The organism is Pseudarthrobacter sp. TE3704 (assembly GCF_056279405.1).
In genome coordinates, this window is sequence record NZ_JBWCCJ010000002.1 from 631,842 (window position 1) to 646,340 (window position 14,499).

The 14,499-nt window shown below is 66.1% G+C and carries 12 protein-coding genes and 2 tRNA genes; 1 reads left to right on the forward strand and 13 read right to left on the reverse strand.

Annotated features, from left to right (window positions below):
* Nucleotides 1-32 precede the first annotated feature (32 nt).
* The 8 genes from ACZ9BC_RS06945 to ACZ9BC_RS06980 all read right to left on the reverse strand — a co-directional run bounded on the left by ACZ9BC_RS06945 (nt 33) and on the right by ACZ9BC_RS06980 (nt 7,781).
* Nucleotides 33-1,649, reverse strand: coding sequence for a GTPase (locus ACZ9BC_RS06945; RefSeq protein WP_476245283.1), 1,617 nt, complete (start codon nt 1,647-1,649; stop codon nt 33-35).
* Nucleotides 1,646-3,415, reverse strand: a complete 1,770-nt coding sequence (locus tag ACZ9BC_RS06950) for a dynamin family protein (protein WP_476245410.1) — start codon at nt 3,413-3,415, stop codon at nt 1,646-1,648. The genes ACZ9BC_RS06945 and ACZ9BC_RS06950 overlap by 4 nt, the downstream gene beginning before the upstream one ends.
* An 86-nt stretch (nt 3,416-3,501) precedes the next feature.
* Nucleotides 3,502-3,577: transfer RNA gene (locus ACZ9BC_RS06955), tRNA-Glu, on the reverse strand.
* 128 nt (nt 3,578-3,705) lie between these two features.
* Nucleotides 3,706-3,777: transfer RNA gene (locus tag ACZ9BC_RS06960), tRNA-Gln, on the reverse strand.
* A gap of 109 nt (nt 3,778-3,886) precedes the next feature.
* Nucleotides 3,887-4,624 carry an HAD family hydrolase gene (locus ACZ9BC_RS06965; RefSeq protein WP_476245284.1) on the reverse strand — a complete coding sequence of 246 codons (738 nt, stop codon included), beginning with the start codon at nt 4,622-4,624 and terminating at the stop codon, nt 3,887-3,889.
* On the reverse strand, nt 4,624-6,138 hold the full coding sequence (gene gltX, locus ACZ9BC_RS06970) for a glutamate--tRNA ligase (protein WP_476245285.1): 1,515 nt from the start codon (nt 6,136-6,138) through the stop codon (nt 4,624-4,626). Before gltX ends, ACZ9BC_RS06965 begins: the two co-directional genes overlap by 1 nt.
* 48 nt (nt 6,139-6,186) lie before the next feature.
* The gene (locus tag ACZ9BC_RS06975) at nt 6,187-6,963 is read right to left on the reverse strand and encodes a fumarylacetoacetate hydrolase family protein (protein WP_115525574.1); all 777 of its coding nucleotides are present in this window, start codon (nt 6,961-6,963) and stop codon (nt 6,187-6,189) included.
* 5 nt (nt 6,964-6,968) lie between these two features.
* Nucleotides 6,969-7,781 (reverse strand): MBL fold metallo-hydrolase, encoded by an 813-nt coding sequence (locus ACZ9BC_RS06980; RefSeq protein ID WP_476245286.1) that lies wholly within the window; start codon nt 7,779-7,781, stop codon nt 6,969-6,971.
* Nucleotides 7,782-7,902: 121 nt separating this feature from the next.
* On the opposite strand from ACZ9BC_RS06980, the gene ACZ9BC_RS06985 reads away from it, so the two are divergent.
* A complete protein-coding gene (locus ACZ9BC_RS06985; RefSeq protein ID WP_476245287.1) occupies nt 7,903-8,496 on the forward strand; it encodes a hypothetical protein in 594 nt (197 codons plus the stop codon).
* 100 nt (nt 8,497-8,596) lie between these two features.
* Here ACZ9BC_RS06985 and ACZ9BC_RS06990 read toward each other — a convergent pair whose 3' ends face one another.
* From ACZ9BC_RS06990 to metG, 5 genes are all read right to left on the reverse strand, one after another.
* Complete coding sequence (locus ACZ9BC_RS06990) at nt 8,597-9,709, reverse strand: branched-chain amino acid aminotransferase (RefSeq protein ID WP_476245288.1); 1,113 nt, start codon at nt 9,707-9,709, stop codon at nt 8,597-8,599.
* Between the two features lie 101 nt (nt 9,710-9,810).
* Nucleotides 9,811-10,863: a 3-isopropylmalate dehydrogenase gene (locus ACZ9BC_RS06995; RefSeq protein WP_476245289.1), complete on the reverse strand. Its 1,053-nt coding sequence runs from the start codon at nt 10,861-10,863 to the stop codon at nt 9,811-9,813.
* Nucleotides 10,864-10,906: 43 nt separating this feature from the next.
* Nucleotides 10,907-11,647 carry a class F sortase gene (locus ACZ9BC_RS07000; RefSeq protein ID WP_476245290.1) on the reverse strand — a complete coding sequence of 247 codons (741 nt, stop codon included), beginning with the start codon at nt 11,645-11,647 and terminating at the stop codon, nt 10,907-10,909.
* Nucleotides 11,648-11,811: 164 nt separating this feature from the next.
* On the reverse strand, nt 11,812-12,657 hold the full coding sequence (locus ACZ9BC_RS07005; RefSeq protein WP_476245291.1) for a hypothetical protein: 846 nt from the start codon (nt 12,655-12,657) through the stop codon (nt 11,812-11,814).
* Between the two features lie 262 nt (nt 12,658-12,919).
* Nucleotides 12,920-14,479, reverse strand: a complete 1,560-nt coding sequence (gene metG, locus ACZ9BC_RS07010; RefSeq protein WP_476245292.1) for a methionine--tRNA ligase — start codon at nt 14,477-14,479, stop codon at nt 12,920-12,922.
* Between the last annotated feature and the right edge of the window lie 20 nt (nt 14,480-14,499).

Here is a 14,499-nt window from a genome sequence, read left to right on the forward strand (position 1 = left end):
TACAGAACAGGAGCCGGGCTGCTGCCGGAGCCCTACCGGGGCCCGGCCTTCTTCAGCGCGGCGTTGAAGGCGCCCAGCCTGCTGACCTCAACCTCCACGGGTTCCACCACGAGCTCCTGCGCTACAGACGCGACGGCAGCGTTCAGCCGTTTCCGTGCCCTGCCTGACCGTCCGCGGGCTGCCCCGGCCGCAATGAAGCGTCCGGTGATTGCCAGGAAGATCCCCAGCACCACTCCCAAGGCAATCATCAGGGTTGGGACCGGCCACCCTTCCACCCGGGGCACCTCCGGTACGGGCATCTGGAAGTAGCCCAGCGCCGCCAGGACGCCAAGCCAGCCGAGTCCGCCCACGACAGTCAGCAGTGCCAGCCACTGCACCACGTTGAACGCGCCCCACCACCAGGATGTGCGGTTGGCGCCCAGGTCTGTTCCAGCAATGGCCTGGTCCAGGGCATCGGGAAGGCGGTCCCTCCCCTCACGGGCTGCGCCCCGGATGGCGGCGCGCCAGGGGCCGGGAGCACCGGCACTGGCTGCATCGGCGAACTCCCGCACTGCCGCATCCGTCCGGGCCCGCTCCGGTGCACCGGCCGGCGGCAGTGATGTCCGGTTCAGTTCTGCTGGTGTGCTGCTGCGAAGGTTGAGCCGGCGCAGCGGGTCCGGGCGGAACCTGGAGAGCCACCGGGTTACCGGCCAACCGGTCCGGCGCACGGATTCGAGCCGGTAGGACTGGCCCACTGCCCTGACTACCACCGGCACGTTCGCCGCCACGGCCAGCTCATCGGAGAGCCGGGCTTTGGCCGGGGACCGTACGCCTGCGGCTTCACCGTCGCCGGACACGGCCTGCAGCTCGTGTGCTGCCTTGGCGATGTCGGCAGCCAGCCGCTGTGACTGCGCCTTGCGCTGCATGGCCACGCTGCGGATGGCGGCGCGGAGGGCGTCAACGCCGGCACCTGTCGTGGCCGAGGACGCGAGGACCCGGACCTCCCCGAGGCCGTCGCGGGCCAGGATGCCGCGCAGGGAGTCGAGCACGGGCTGCACGTCCCGTGCGGGCAGCCGGTCCACCTGGTTCAGGACGACGAGCGTGACGGCGCCGTGGGAGGCAAGCGGGGCGAGGAAGCCGTTATGCACGGCTGCGTCGGCGTACTTTTGTGGATCCAGGACCCAGACCAGCACGTCCACCAGGCCCACCATCCGCTGCACTGTCTCGCGGTTCGCTTGCCGGGTGGAGTCGAAGTCGGGAAGGTCCAGCAGGATCAGCCCGGTTTCCTCATCGGCGAAGCCGTCAACCGCTGCAGCGTGGTGCCGGTTGCGCACCTCCAGCCAGTCCAGCAGCGGCTCGCTGCCTGCTGCTCCCCAAACCCCGGCCAAAGGTTCCGATGTTGTGGGGCGGCGGGCGGCCGCCGTCGCGATTTCCGCGCCGCTGACCGCATTGAACAGGGACGATTTTCCGCTGCCGGTCGCCCCAAAGAAGCCCACCACAGTGTGGTCCCCGGACAGTGAACGGCGGGAACTGGCCCGTTCCAGGACACGGAGCACTTCCTGCAGTGTTTCATCCGGAAGGACGCCTTCGCCCAGCTCCCGGGCGTCGTCGAGCGCCTGAAGCCGGCCGTCGAGCCGCGTTGACTCCCGTGCGTCGCTGTGCCGGCTCACGCGGTGCCCGCCAGCCGGGCCAGGGCGTCGGACTGGGCCGGCAGCGCATCTTCGGCAGCCCAGTCGGCAGCCGGCAGCCGGAGCAGGAACTTCTGCTGCTCCCCGTCCAGCAGGCGCTGGCAGCGGGCTGCGAGGTCCTCCCGGGCTTTTTCGGCCATGCGCCGCACCGCATCCTCTCCGAAGACCGCTTCCAGCAGCCGCTGGCCCACGACGGCGGTCCCGCCGGCCACACCAATCTCCAGGCCGGTCAGTCCCGCGGTCATCGAAAACACGACAATCATTAGTGCCGCTCCCAGTCCGTTGATCCCGAAGGACAACCAGCGGGCCTGGGTGCGCTTGCCCTGGCCCTCCGTGCGGATGAGTTCCATCAATGCCTCCTGCCAGGCACGGATTTCCTCGGCAGTGCGTTCGGCGAAGCCCGGCGAGGTGCCGGAAAGATCGTCAGTGCCCAGCAGTTGCCTGCCCGCCGGATGGGAGCGCCAGCGCTGGTCAGTCTCCTCGGCAGCGTTGGCCGCTTCATCAACGATCACCGCCTGCAGGCCGGTCTCAATGGCGGCCTCGACCTGCACGGCCGGTGCCGGTTCGCCCCGGAAGAAGGCTCCCAGCCGGTCCCGGAACCGTCCGACGTTCTGTTCCAGGGTCCGGAAGAATTCGCCGGTGCCGACGAAGTCCTGCCAGCGTGCCAGGACTTCACCGCGCAGGAGTGCCCCGTCCCGGGTGGCGTCCAGGATGCGCTCCGCTGCATGCCGGTAGGCTGCCACGGCGTCAGCTTCCAGGCTGCCGGCAGCGCGCTGCTGTTCGCGGGCCGCCTGGGCAATTGCGGCAACCCGGCCGGAGAGGGCACGGACCGACCCGTTCAGGGTCCGGCGGGCAACCTCGGACCGGCCCGCGGCATCGGCCGCCAGCTCGTCCAGCCAGGTTTTCAGCTGACGGACTGCTCCTTCCGGCAGCATGCCCCTGGAGTCCAATGGGGTTTCGGGGATGACGAACATCGGTGCGCTCCCCAGCCCTTCCTTGTCCAAAAGTGCACGGAGGTCCTCGCTGACCTCCGCCTCCGCACCCGGCGGGACCCGGTCCAGCACCACCGCCACCATGATGTCCCGGGTGGCAGCGTCCAGGAGCAGCTTCCAGGGGACGGCGTCGGCATAACGGTTGGCGGTTGTGACGAAGATCCAGAGGTCCGCGGCCGCCAGGAGTTGCCCTGCCAGCTTCCTGTTTTCGTCAGAAATGGAATCGACGTCGGGGGCGTCGAGGAGGGCGATCCCGGCCGGTACGGACGGGTCGGCCAGCAGTACCAGCGACGACATCGGGGCTGCGTCGGACGTGATCACGTCCATGGCGGAAGGAACCCGGGCCACGGCGAGGGCGCCGCGGATCCGGTTAAGGCCGGGCAGGACGCGCTGCCCCTCGAACGAGGCCGCCTCAGCCGGGTTGTGCAGCAGGATGGGCTGCCGGGTTGTGGGGCGGATCGCTCCCGCGCGGGTCACCGGGTGGCCGACGAGCGCGTTGACGAGGGTCGATTTCCCCGCGCCGGTGGAACCTCCGACGACGGCGAGGAGTGGAGCATCCAGGCTGCGGTAGCGGGGAAGGATGTAGTCATCGAGCTGGGTCACCGCGTTCGCGGCCTCGAGGCGGGCCTGCTCCGCTCCCGGAAGAGCCAGCGGCAGGGCGACGTCCGCAAGCCCGTTGCGCACATCCTCCAGCAGCGCCAGCGCTTCGGCGGTCCGCGGCTCCGGCTGCGTGTGATCGTGGGGCTCGTTGGACATAGTCACAGCAACATCATGCCAGCTCAAAGCGGCACGCGCCGGGAAATGGAAAATGGCCCCGGGCTGTTGCCCGGGACCATTTCCGTTGGTGACCCCAGCGGGATTCGAACCCGCGTTACCGCCGTGAGAGGGCGGCGTACTAGGCCGCTATACGATGGGGCCGTGTACTTCCTGCCAGCGTTTCCGCTGGTCAAGCTCAGTGATTGTTTCACACACTGCGCTGTCGTTTCAAATCGGCGGACCGCTTGAAACCGTTCCAGTTCGAGGCCGGAACGGCACTCAAACCAGAGCTGGGATACCAGGACTCGAACCTAGAATGACGGTACCAGAAACCGTAGTGTTGCCAATTACACCATATCCCAATGATACTTTCGGGCCGGTTTTCAAGGCTTTTGCCCTGCTCCGTGCCCCTCAGCACGAGAAATTACTTTACCCGAGACTTCCGGCTCGCACAAATCGGCACGGTGTGACTTAGCTGACCAGCTGGTCCAGCGAGGCAACCATGCCGCCGTCGAACCCCTGCCCCGGCTCCCCCGTCCGGTTCAGCCAGACGCCCAGCAAGCCGGCCGCCGTCGAGCCTTCCGCATCAAGCAGCCGGTTATCGCCGACGTAGAGGGTTTCCGCGGCAGGGGTGCCCAGCAGCCGGACGCCTTCGAGGTAGATGGCCGGGTTGGGTTTGGCCACCCCGAGGGTGTCCGTCCCGACCAACTGCGAGACGCGCTCCAGCCCGGCGCTGTCGAGTTTGGCCCGCTGGTAATCGTGGACATTGTTGCTGACCGCGCCGTAGGGAATACCCGCGCGGTCCAGGACGTCGAGCAGCGGCAGCACGTCCGGGAAAGGTTTGACGTAGGAGGGCTGCTTCTCCACGTAGGCGCTGAGCCACCGGTGCGATTCCTCACCCTCCCCCAGGTCCACGCCAAAGTGCCCCAGCGCGGCACGGCCGCGCAGGAGGCGCTGCTCGTTGAACGTCAGCTCACCGGCGAGGTACTGGTCGTAGTAGTGCGTGGTCTCGTGGGTGAAGATGCGGCCAAACCGCTCCCACCCGGCCTGGTCCAGGCCGGGCAGGAGGTGTTCGCTGACTTCCCGCAAGGCAGTCGTCATCGAATATTCGAGGTCCACCAGGGTGTCGTCAATGTCGAAAAGGACGCCCCGGACTGGCCCGAAGGGCGTTTCCAGGACCCCGCTGCGTGCCTTGCTGGGAGCAGTCATCAGCCGCGGAAGGTCCGGAGCCGGCGCAGGGAGGATTCCTTGCCCAGGATCACCATGGATTCAAACAGCGGCGGCGAGATCCGCCGCCCCGAAACCGCTGTGCGGACGGGGCCGAAGGCGAGCCGCGGCTTGATGCCGAGGTCTTCCACGAGCGCCTGCTTCAGTGCCGTCTGGATGTTGTCCGGGGTCCACTCATCAACGGGTTCGAGCGCCGTGATGGCCGCGTCGAGGACTTCGGCCAGGTTTTCCGGCAATCCCTTGCGGGCGTCGTCCGCGATGTCGATGGCGTCGTCGGCCTTGAAGAGGAAGGCCAGCATTTCCGGTGCCTCGCCCAGCAGCGTGATGCGCTCCTGGATGAGCGGCGCGGCTTCGGTGAGGATCTCCTCTTCACGGTCAGTGAGGATTTCGCCCACCAGGTCCGCGGCGCGCAGGTAGGGTGCCAGCCGTTCCCGGAACACCTCGGGTGAAAGCATCCTTACGTGGGTTCCGTTGATGGCCTCTGCCTTCTTCAGGTCGAAGCGCGCCGGGTTGCCCAGGACGTCGTGGATGTCGAAGTTCTCCACGAGCTGGTCCACCGTGAAGATATCCTCATCGGCGCTGAGCGACCAGCCCAGCAGGGAGAGGTAGTTGAGCAATCCCTCGGGGATGAAGCCGCGTTCGCGGTGCAGGAACAGGCTGGATTCGGGATCGCGCTTGGAAAGCTTCTTGTTGCCCTGGCCCATCACGTAGGGCAGGTGGCCGAACTCCGGCATGTACTGCGCAACGCCCACCGCGTGAAGGGCCCGGTACAGGGCAATCTGCCGCGGGGTGGAGCTGAGCAGGTCTTCGCCGCGCAGGACATGGGTGATGCCCATCAGCGCGTCGTCCACCGGGTTGACCAACGTGTACAGCGGGGCGCCGTTGGCGCGCACCACTGCGAAGTCCGGCACGGAACCGGCACGGAAGGTGATCTCCCCGCGGACCAGGTCGTTGAACGTGATGTCTTCCTCGGGCATCCGGAGGCGCAGGACGGCCTCACGGCCCTGGGCCTTGAACTCCGAAATCTGCTCGTCCGTCAGGGTCCGGTCGAAACCGTCATAGCCGAGCTTCGGGTCCCGCCCGGCCGCGCGGTGGCGGGCTTCGATCTCCTCCGGCGTGGAGAAGGACTCGTAGATGAACCCGCCGTCACGGAGCCGCTTGATGACGTCCTGGTAGATGTCGCTGCGCTGCGACTGCCGGTACGGCTCGTGCGGGCCGCCCACCTCCACGCCCTCGTCCCAGTCGATGCCCAGCCACTTCAGCGCGTCCAGCAACTGGTGGTAGCTTTCCTCGCTGTCCCGCGCCGAGTCGGTGTCCTCGATCCGGAACACCATGGTGCCCTTGGTGTGCCGGGCGTAGGCCCAGTTAAACAGCGCCGTACGGATCAGCCCGACGTGCGGGGTTCCGGTAGGCGACGGGCAAAAGCGGACCCGGACGGGCGTATCCGCGGTGACGGACGGAATGGAGGCAGCAGGCGACGCAGAAGCAGTAGTCATAGTGGCTTCAACTTTACCGCCTGGCACCACGCGTCAGGGCGGCCGGGGTCAGCGGCGGACTATCGGGTTGGACAACCGTCCGATTCCTTCGATCTCCACTTCGAAACGGTCACCGGCATTGACCAGGCCGACGCCTGCAGGGGTGCCGGTCATAATGACATCACCGGGGAGCAGCGTGAAGGCCTGGGAGACCACGGACACAAGTTCGCGCACGCCGCGGATCATCTGGCTTGTGCTGCCGTCCTGGCGCAGTTCGCCGTTGAGCCGGCCCTGGATCTGCAGGTCCTCGGTATCCAGCTCCGTCTCGATCCATGGTCCCAGGGGTGCGGAGGTGTCAAAGCCCTTGGCCCGCGTCCACTGCAGGTCGCTCTTCTGCACGTCCCGGGCGGTGAGGTCATTGCCGCAGGTGTATCCGAAAATGACGTCGTCCACCCGGTCTTCCGGGACGTCCTTGCAGATCCGGCCGATCACTACGCACAGTTCCGCCTCGAACGAGACTTCCTCGGAGAATTCCGGCAGGACAACGGGATCGTTGGGGCCAACGACGGCGGTGTTGGGCTTCAGGAAGAGGAGCGGCTGGGCGGGCACTTCGTTGCCAAGCTCATGGGCGTGCTCCACGAAGTTGCGGCCCACGCCGATGACCTTGCTGCGCGGGATGATCGGCGCCAGCAACCGGACGTCCTCCAGCTTGTGCCGGACGGACGTGCGCTCCACGCCGTTGAAGAAGGGGTCTCCGTGGATGACAGTGATTTCCTCACTGCCCGTTTCACCTTCCACAACGCCGTACAGGGGATCAGAATCGACAACAAACCTGGCAATACGCATGGTCCCTACCCTACCGTCCCGGCTTGGCCGCTTCCTTCAGCGCGCAGGTAGTGCAGCTGCGCGGCAACCGACATTTCGGCTGCCCGCCGGACGGAAGGGCCGACGTCGGAATAGACGACGTCAGCCACCTCACCCACGGTGGCGTCCCGGCCGAGTTGTGCCAGCGCCGCGCGGATCTGGCCGAGCCGCTCCTGCCGGTGCAGGCGGTAATCCCGCGCAATGGACTCCACGGAGGGCAGCACGGGTCCGTGCGCCGGGAGGACGGTGGCCGGACCCAACGCCTCAAGCCTGTCCAGCGTTGCCAGGTAGTCCCCCAGTGTGCCGTCGGGGAAGTCCAGCATGGTGGTGCCCCTGCCCAGGATGGTGTCACCGGTCAGCACGGAACCGTGGGGGCCGTCGTCGGGAAGATGGAAGGACAGCGAATCCGAGGTATGGCCGGGAGTGGGCAGCACGTTAATCTCCAGCCCGGCGGCGTGGACCACCCCGCCGCGCAGGGGTTCTCCGCCGTGGCAATGCACGGGATCGGCGGCACGGACCGGGGCGCCGGTCAGTTCATGCAGGCGCGCCGATCCGGCAGTATGGTCAGCGTGGCGGTGGGTGATGAGGATCAGTTCCACCGGGCCGGCCTCAGCAAGTGCTTGGAGGTGGGCCTCGTCCAGCGGGCCGGGGTCCACCACGACGGCGCCGGGATACCCAGCGGCCCGCACCACGTAGGAGTTGGTTCCCTCGAGGCTCATGGGCCCGGGGTTCGGGGCCAGGATGTACCGCGTCAGGGCGGAGCTGCGCTGCAGAATGGGGCCGGAAGCTGAAGTCACCATCACATCTTTGCATCCGGCGCCGGACCACCGCCGCCCCGCGTCCGGAATAGAACATCGGGGTGCCCGGGTTGACCACCAGTGAATCCCCTCGCTGTCTCCCAGGAAGCCGGAACCACACACCATGAGCACCACAACACTTGCAGACCTCCTCGCCGAAGCCGATTCCGCCGGTCACGACCATGCCACGACGGAGAAGAACAGCGGGCTCCTGCACATCCACAACCATGCAACGGGCGGCATCGTCTGGTTTCCCACGTGGCGGAAGTTCCGCGAAACCGCCGATTGGAGTGAGGCGGTGGAAAAAGCGGCCAGGGACCTGCCTGCGGATTCGGTACCCGCGGAGGAAGCGGCAGCTCGTATTCTGGCCGACGACCTGGAGGATCTCCTGACGCGCGCCGCCGCGGCCAGTGACGCAAACACGTTTGTCCAGGAGAACCTCACACGCCACCTGACCCGGACCTGGGCTGTCGCAGACGCAGTCGCCAAGGCGGCAGGCAAGGATTTGCCCGGCGGCACCACCACGCCGCCCATCTTCGCCGGCTACCCCTACAACGTGTACGCCCAGGACGGCGGCGTCTTTGCGACGACGCTGTGGAACGACATGATCGACGCCCGCCGCAACCGGGCGCTGGAAGAAGAAGCTGCACGGAAGGCCCTGAAGCCTGTTTCCCGCAAGGCCTTGAAGAACGCCGCTAGGAAGGCCGCCCGCCGCTGACCCGGACGGCTGACTCCCGCCGTGGTACGTACACAACGAACGGCGCCCGCCGGGCAGAAGCCCGGCAGGCGCCGTCGTTGTTGCAGGGCTTGAGCGCCGGCTATGCCAGGCGGGTCAGCCAGCCGTGGGTGTCCGGGACCGCCCCGGTCTGGATGCCCAGCAGCTGCTGGCGGATGGCCATGGTGGTCTCCCCCGCCGTAGCGTCCTCGGAGCCAATGAACTCGGTGGCGTCCTTCAGGATACCGATGGGGGTGATGACGGCCGCGGTGCCGCACGCGAAGACCTCGGCAATATCGCCGGAAGCGACGCCGTCGCGCCACTCATCAAGGGTGATCTTGCGTTCGGTGACCTGACGGCCCATGTCCTTGGCCACCTGGATGACCGACATCCGGGTAATGCCTTCCAGGATGGTGCCGGTGAGGGCGGGCGTGACGAGCGAACCGTCCTTCATCACAAAGAACACGTTCATGCCGCCCAGTTCTTCAACAGCATCGTCGTTGAAGTGGTCCAGGAACAGGACCTGCTTGCAGCCGTTGGCTTCAGCCTCCTGCTGGGCTATGAGCGAGGCCGCGTAGTTGCCCCCGCACTTGGCGTCGCCCGTGCCGCCCCGGCCGGCCCGGGCGTACTGGCGCGAAATCCAGATGGAGACAGGCTTGAGTTCGCCGCCGAAGTAGTTGCCGGCGGGCGAGGCGATCACGCGGAAGGAAACTTCACGGGCTGCACGGACGCCCAGGAACGCCTCCGTGGCGATCATGAAGGGCCGGAGGTAGAGTGCTTCGCCGTCGCCGGCGGGAACCCATTCCTTGTCAGCGGCCACCAGTTCGCGGATGGCTCCGAGGAAGTACTCTGCCGGCAGTTCCGGCAGGGCCAGCCGACGTGCCGACTTGTTCAGGCGGGCGGCATTGGCTTCCGGACGGAAGCTCCAGATGGAGCCGTCGGCGTGGCGGTAGGCCTTGAGCCCCTCGAAAATCTCCTGCCCGTAGTGCAGCACGGCAGCCGACGGGTCCAGGGTGATGGGTCCGTAGCCTTCCACCCGGGGATTGTGCCAGCCGCCGTTGCCGTCCGCGTCCACGCTGTAATCGACGATGGCGGTGTGGTCGGTGAAGTGGTTGCCGAATCCCGGGTTCGCCAGGATGGCTGCACGCTCTTCAGCAGACTTCGGGTTGGCCGAAAGCTGCTGGCTGAATTCGACGCCATGGGCAGTCTGGGTCATGGTTCCTCCACGATCGGCCGCCCCGGGTTCAGCGCTGAACGGCAGGGCGGCATTTGGTGATTCGAGACAAGCTTACGCCCGATGCAGGAGGCCTCGGCGCGCTAGAGTCCGGCGGCGATGGCATCGCCCACCGCACTGGTGCTGCGGGGGCTGCCGTCGCGTTTTTCGACGTCGGCAACCACCGCGGATTCGATCTTCCGGGCCGCACCGGCGTAGCCGAGGTGGTCGAGCAGGAGGGCCGCCGAGAGGATTGCCGCGGTGGGGTCTGCTTTGCCCTGCCCTGCGATATCCGGGGCGGAGCCGTGGACGGGTTCGAACATGGACGGCGCCGTGCGGTCCATGTTGATGTTGCCGGACGCTGCCAGCCCGATGCCGCCGGTAATGGCCGCGGCGAGGTCGGTGAGGATGTCACCAAAGAGGTTGTCAGTGACAATCACATCGAAGCGGGACGGGTCCGTGACCATAAAGATGGTGGCGGCGTCCACATGCAGGTAGTCGTGCGTCACGTCAGGGAACTCCTGGGCAACGGCCTCGACGGTGCGCTTCCAGAGATGCCCGGCGTAGACCAGGACGTTGTGCTTGTGAACCAGGGTGACGTGCTTGCGTTCCCGGGCGCTGGCCCGGCGGAAGGCATCGCGGACCACGCGCTCCACGCCGTGGGCGGTGTTAAGGGACACTTCGGTGGCAACTTCGTGCGGGGTGCCGGCGCGCAGGGTGCCGCCGTTGCCCACATAGGGGCCCTCGGTTCCTTCGCGCACCACGATGAAGTCGATGGTGCCGGGGTTGGCCAGCGGACTGCCCACTGTTCCGTAGAGCCGGGACGGCCGCAAATTGACGTAGTGGTCCAGGCTGAAGCGGAGCTTCAGGAGCATCTCGCGTTCAATGATGCCGGAGGGAATGCGCGTGTCGCCGGGAGCGGCGCCCACTGCGCCGAAAAGGATGGCGTCCCGGGTTCGGAGGTCGGCCAGGACCTCGTCCGGCAGCGTCTCCCCCGTGGCCAGCCAGTGCTCGGCACCGAGCTTGTAGTGCGTCTGCTTGAGCTCCACTCCCTCAGCGGCCACAGCCTTTTCCAGTACTTTGACTGCCTCGGCGATGACCTCAGGGCCAATGCCGTCGCCGGGAATAACTGCCAGATCAATGGAGGATGCGCTCATGCTTTCAGGGTAGCCAAGACATCCATATCGTGGTCAAGCTGTCTCAATATGCGGGCGAGGCCACAACGACGACGTTGGTTCCCCAGAGGTCATCCGTGTAGCAGGAAATAAGAACCAGCCTGTTGGGAGCAACGTCCCAAATAGCGCTGTCCTTAAGGCTGGATTTTTCGTAAGTGGTGACCGATTCAACACGGTAGCCGAGTTCGCCGCTACCGGTGGCTACGGTGAGCAGGTCGCCGGCAGTGGCCCGGCTGCTGAGGCGGTTGAAGGGCGCCTCACGGTCCTGCCAGCTGTGGCCCACCACGTAGGTGGTATTGGTCGAGCCGGCTCCCGGTGCACCGTATGGCGTTAGCCAGTATCCGTCCATGGTGGGAGGCGGAATGATGGTCCGGCGTTCCTTGTCGTCGTCGCTCGGATCCAAGGGATGAACCACCACGTCAATGTCCGCGGACGGGTAAACCAGCCGTTGCGGAGGCGCCGCGGGCGGCCAGGCGGGAACGGCCGCCGGCATGTCGGCAGGCAGCAGGGCCGCCGGGGATTCCGGGGCCGTTCCGGAACCCGTCGACGACGGCGGTGCCGAAGCCAGGGACGGGTGGCCGCCAGGCTGGACGCTGCCGCCTCCCATATTTACCAGTGCCGGCAGCAACAGGAACATCAGGCAGCCCAGCGCGGTGAGCAGGCCCAGGGCAGCGATAAAGCGAAGGCGCGGCGCGTGCCATCGGATCCTTTTCCGGGCGGCAGGACCTACTTTGTGATGGGTAGTGGCTGGGCCGGGTTCGTTCACGGGCACCTCGGGCTTCGGTCAATTCGAACAAAGGCATCAGGGAGCAGTTGAAGGCGCAGTGTTAAAGGCACCGGTTGTTAAAGGCACACGGCGCCGTGCCAGTTTCGGGGCACGGCGCCGTGCGCATCATTCAGCGTCTTGCCGACGGCAGGCCAGCCGGCGTGCTAACTGCGGGCTTCACCATGGCGGCCGCCGCCTGCCATGGTTTTCCGTGCTGCAATGGCACCCCCGGCGAGCAGCAGGGCGGCCACGCCTCCGAGCCAGGGAGCCATCCCCGGATCCGCGTCAGACACCGCAGTCTGTACGTTGAATCCCTCGTTGACCGCGGTCACTGCGCCGCCTCCAACGACAGCCCCGGCCGGCGCCGGGGCAGGAATCACAGCACCGGCCGGAGGTACGACCACCGGCGGCACTACGGCAGGTGGAACCACCGGTGGAACTACGGCAGGTGGAACCACGGGCGGGACTACGGGCGGTGCCTTCGTGGGAACGCACCCGTTGTTGTACGTGGCTTTCCCGTCGTCAGTCCAGTTCTGCCCCGCGGGGATTACCTTCCCATGGTTGGGCGGGATGATGTCCTCGGTGTGCTGGTGGTGGTCACCGGCGTGGCCGTTGAGGCCCTGCAGAGCGATGGTGATGACCACGTAGGGATTCGACGCCGATCCCGTCGCGTGGCAGATGGTGATTTTCTTGTCGTTGTCCTCATGCGGGGTTCCGCCCGGCTTGGCGCAGCCGGCATTCCACCAGTCCACCTTGTGGAGGTTTTGGCCTGCAGGCAGCATGCTGTTGGCCGGAATGATGTCCTCATTGTGCTGGTGGCCCAGGTGGGCTTTGAGTGCGTTGAGGCTCATGGTGACCGACACGTAGGGGTTCGTATCTGAGCCCGTCGCGTGACAGATGGTGATCTTCCCGTCACCGCCGGATGATTCCGGCGGCGAGGCCACGGCTGTGGCTGACGCGCCTAGAAGGGCGAGGCCTGTGACCCCGAGTGCGGCTAGGATCCGTTGCATTTTTTCCGTCTCCGTCCATAGTCTGCTTCAAACTGCAAGACGTACGGGAGAACACGACCGCCCCAACCTGACGGGTCACAAGGCAAACAGACAGCATCGGGGCGACGGTTCTCCCAGATGCGAACTGTCAGTTTGCTAACCCGTTCAGGCTATGGAAGTCGGGGCGGAGAGTCCCGAGTAGGAATTACCTGTGTTCGAACCGCCGGACTACTCCGCGACGGGAAAGATACCTGCCCGGACCTTCCGGAGCCGGGCATTCTGCTTAGGCTTCCGCAGGCTCTTCGTACTTCGGGAACACCGGTGCCGGGGCAGGCAGGGCAGTCCCGGCAACGATCGGGGTACTGATGGCCGCAAACTGGCGGGCTTCCCCTTCGGGCTGGCCCAGGGTGTCCAAGAGCGCGGCCGTAGCGGTGGGCATCACCGGCTGTGCCAGGATGGACACAATCCGGAGTACCTCAAGCGTCACGTACAGCACGGTGTTCATGCGTTCGACGTCGGTCTTCCGCAGCACCCAGGGCGCCTGCTCGGCAAAGTAGGCATTGGTATCGCCCAGGACAGTCCAGATGGCTTCCAGCGCCCGGCTGAATTCCTGCTTCTCGAAGGCAGCCCGGGCAGTTTCGAGGAGGCCGCCCGCCTGTTCCAGGATGGCGGTATCCGCGGCCGTAAAGGCACCTGGGGCGGGAACCGCGCCGCCGCAGTTCTTCGCCACCATGGACAGCGAACGCTGAGCGAGGTTGCCGAAGTTGTTGGCAAGATCGGAGTTCATCCGTCCCACGATGGCCTCGTGGTTGTAGCTTCCGTCAGCGCCGAAGGGAACCTCGCGGAGGAAGAAGAAGCGCACCTGGTCCAGGCCATACTGCGCCACGAAATCCGCGGGAGCCACCACGTTGCCGAGGGACTTGGACATCTTGACGCCGTTGTTGTGCAGGAAGCCGTGGATCATCACCCGCTTGGGCAATTCCAGGTCCGCGCTCATCAGGAACGCAGGCCAGTAGATGGCATGGAATCGGGAGATGTCCTTGCCGATCACGTGGACGTCGGCCGGCCAGTACTTACGGAACTTCTCAGAATCGACGTCCGGGTAGCCAACGCCCGTGAGGTAGTTCGTGAGCGCGTCCACCCACACGTACATGACGTGTTTGTCGTTGCCGGGAACGGGAACGCCCCAGTCGAACGTGGTGCGGCTGATGGACAGGTCCTCCAGCCCGCGGCGGACGAAGCTGATCACCTCGTTGAACCGGGACTGGGGTGCGCCGAACTCCGGCTGCGCCTCGTAGAGGGCCAGGAGCCGGTCCTGGTAGGCGGAGAGCCGGAAGAAGTAGCTCTCCTCTGCCGTCCAGGTCACCTCGGTGTCGGTCTCTTTCGAGTAGCGCACGCCGTCGTCCTTGACCACGGTGTCATCCTCACCGTAGTAGGCCTCGTCCCGGACGGAGTACCAGCCCTCATACTTCGACAGGTAGATGTCGCCCTTAGCTTCCATCTTTTTCCAGATGGCCTGCGACGCGGCGTAGTGGTCCTCGTCCGTGGTGCGGATGAAGCGGTCGTACGTGATGCCCAGGGCGGAATGCGCCGCTTTGTACACCTCCGCGTTGCGGTCCACCAGCTCCTTGGGCGTGATGCCCTCCTTCTCGGCCGTCTGAGCGATCTTCATGCCGTGCTCGTCCGTGCCGGTCAGGAACATCACGTCAAAGCCGTCCAGCCGCTTGAAGCGGGCCATGGCATCGGTGGCAATGTACTCGTAGGCGTGGCCGATGTGCGGCACGCCGTTGGGGTAGGTGATGGCCGTGGTGATGTAGAACGGCGTTTTCTCTGAAGCAGTCACGTGCGGACGGTACCTTCGGT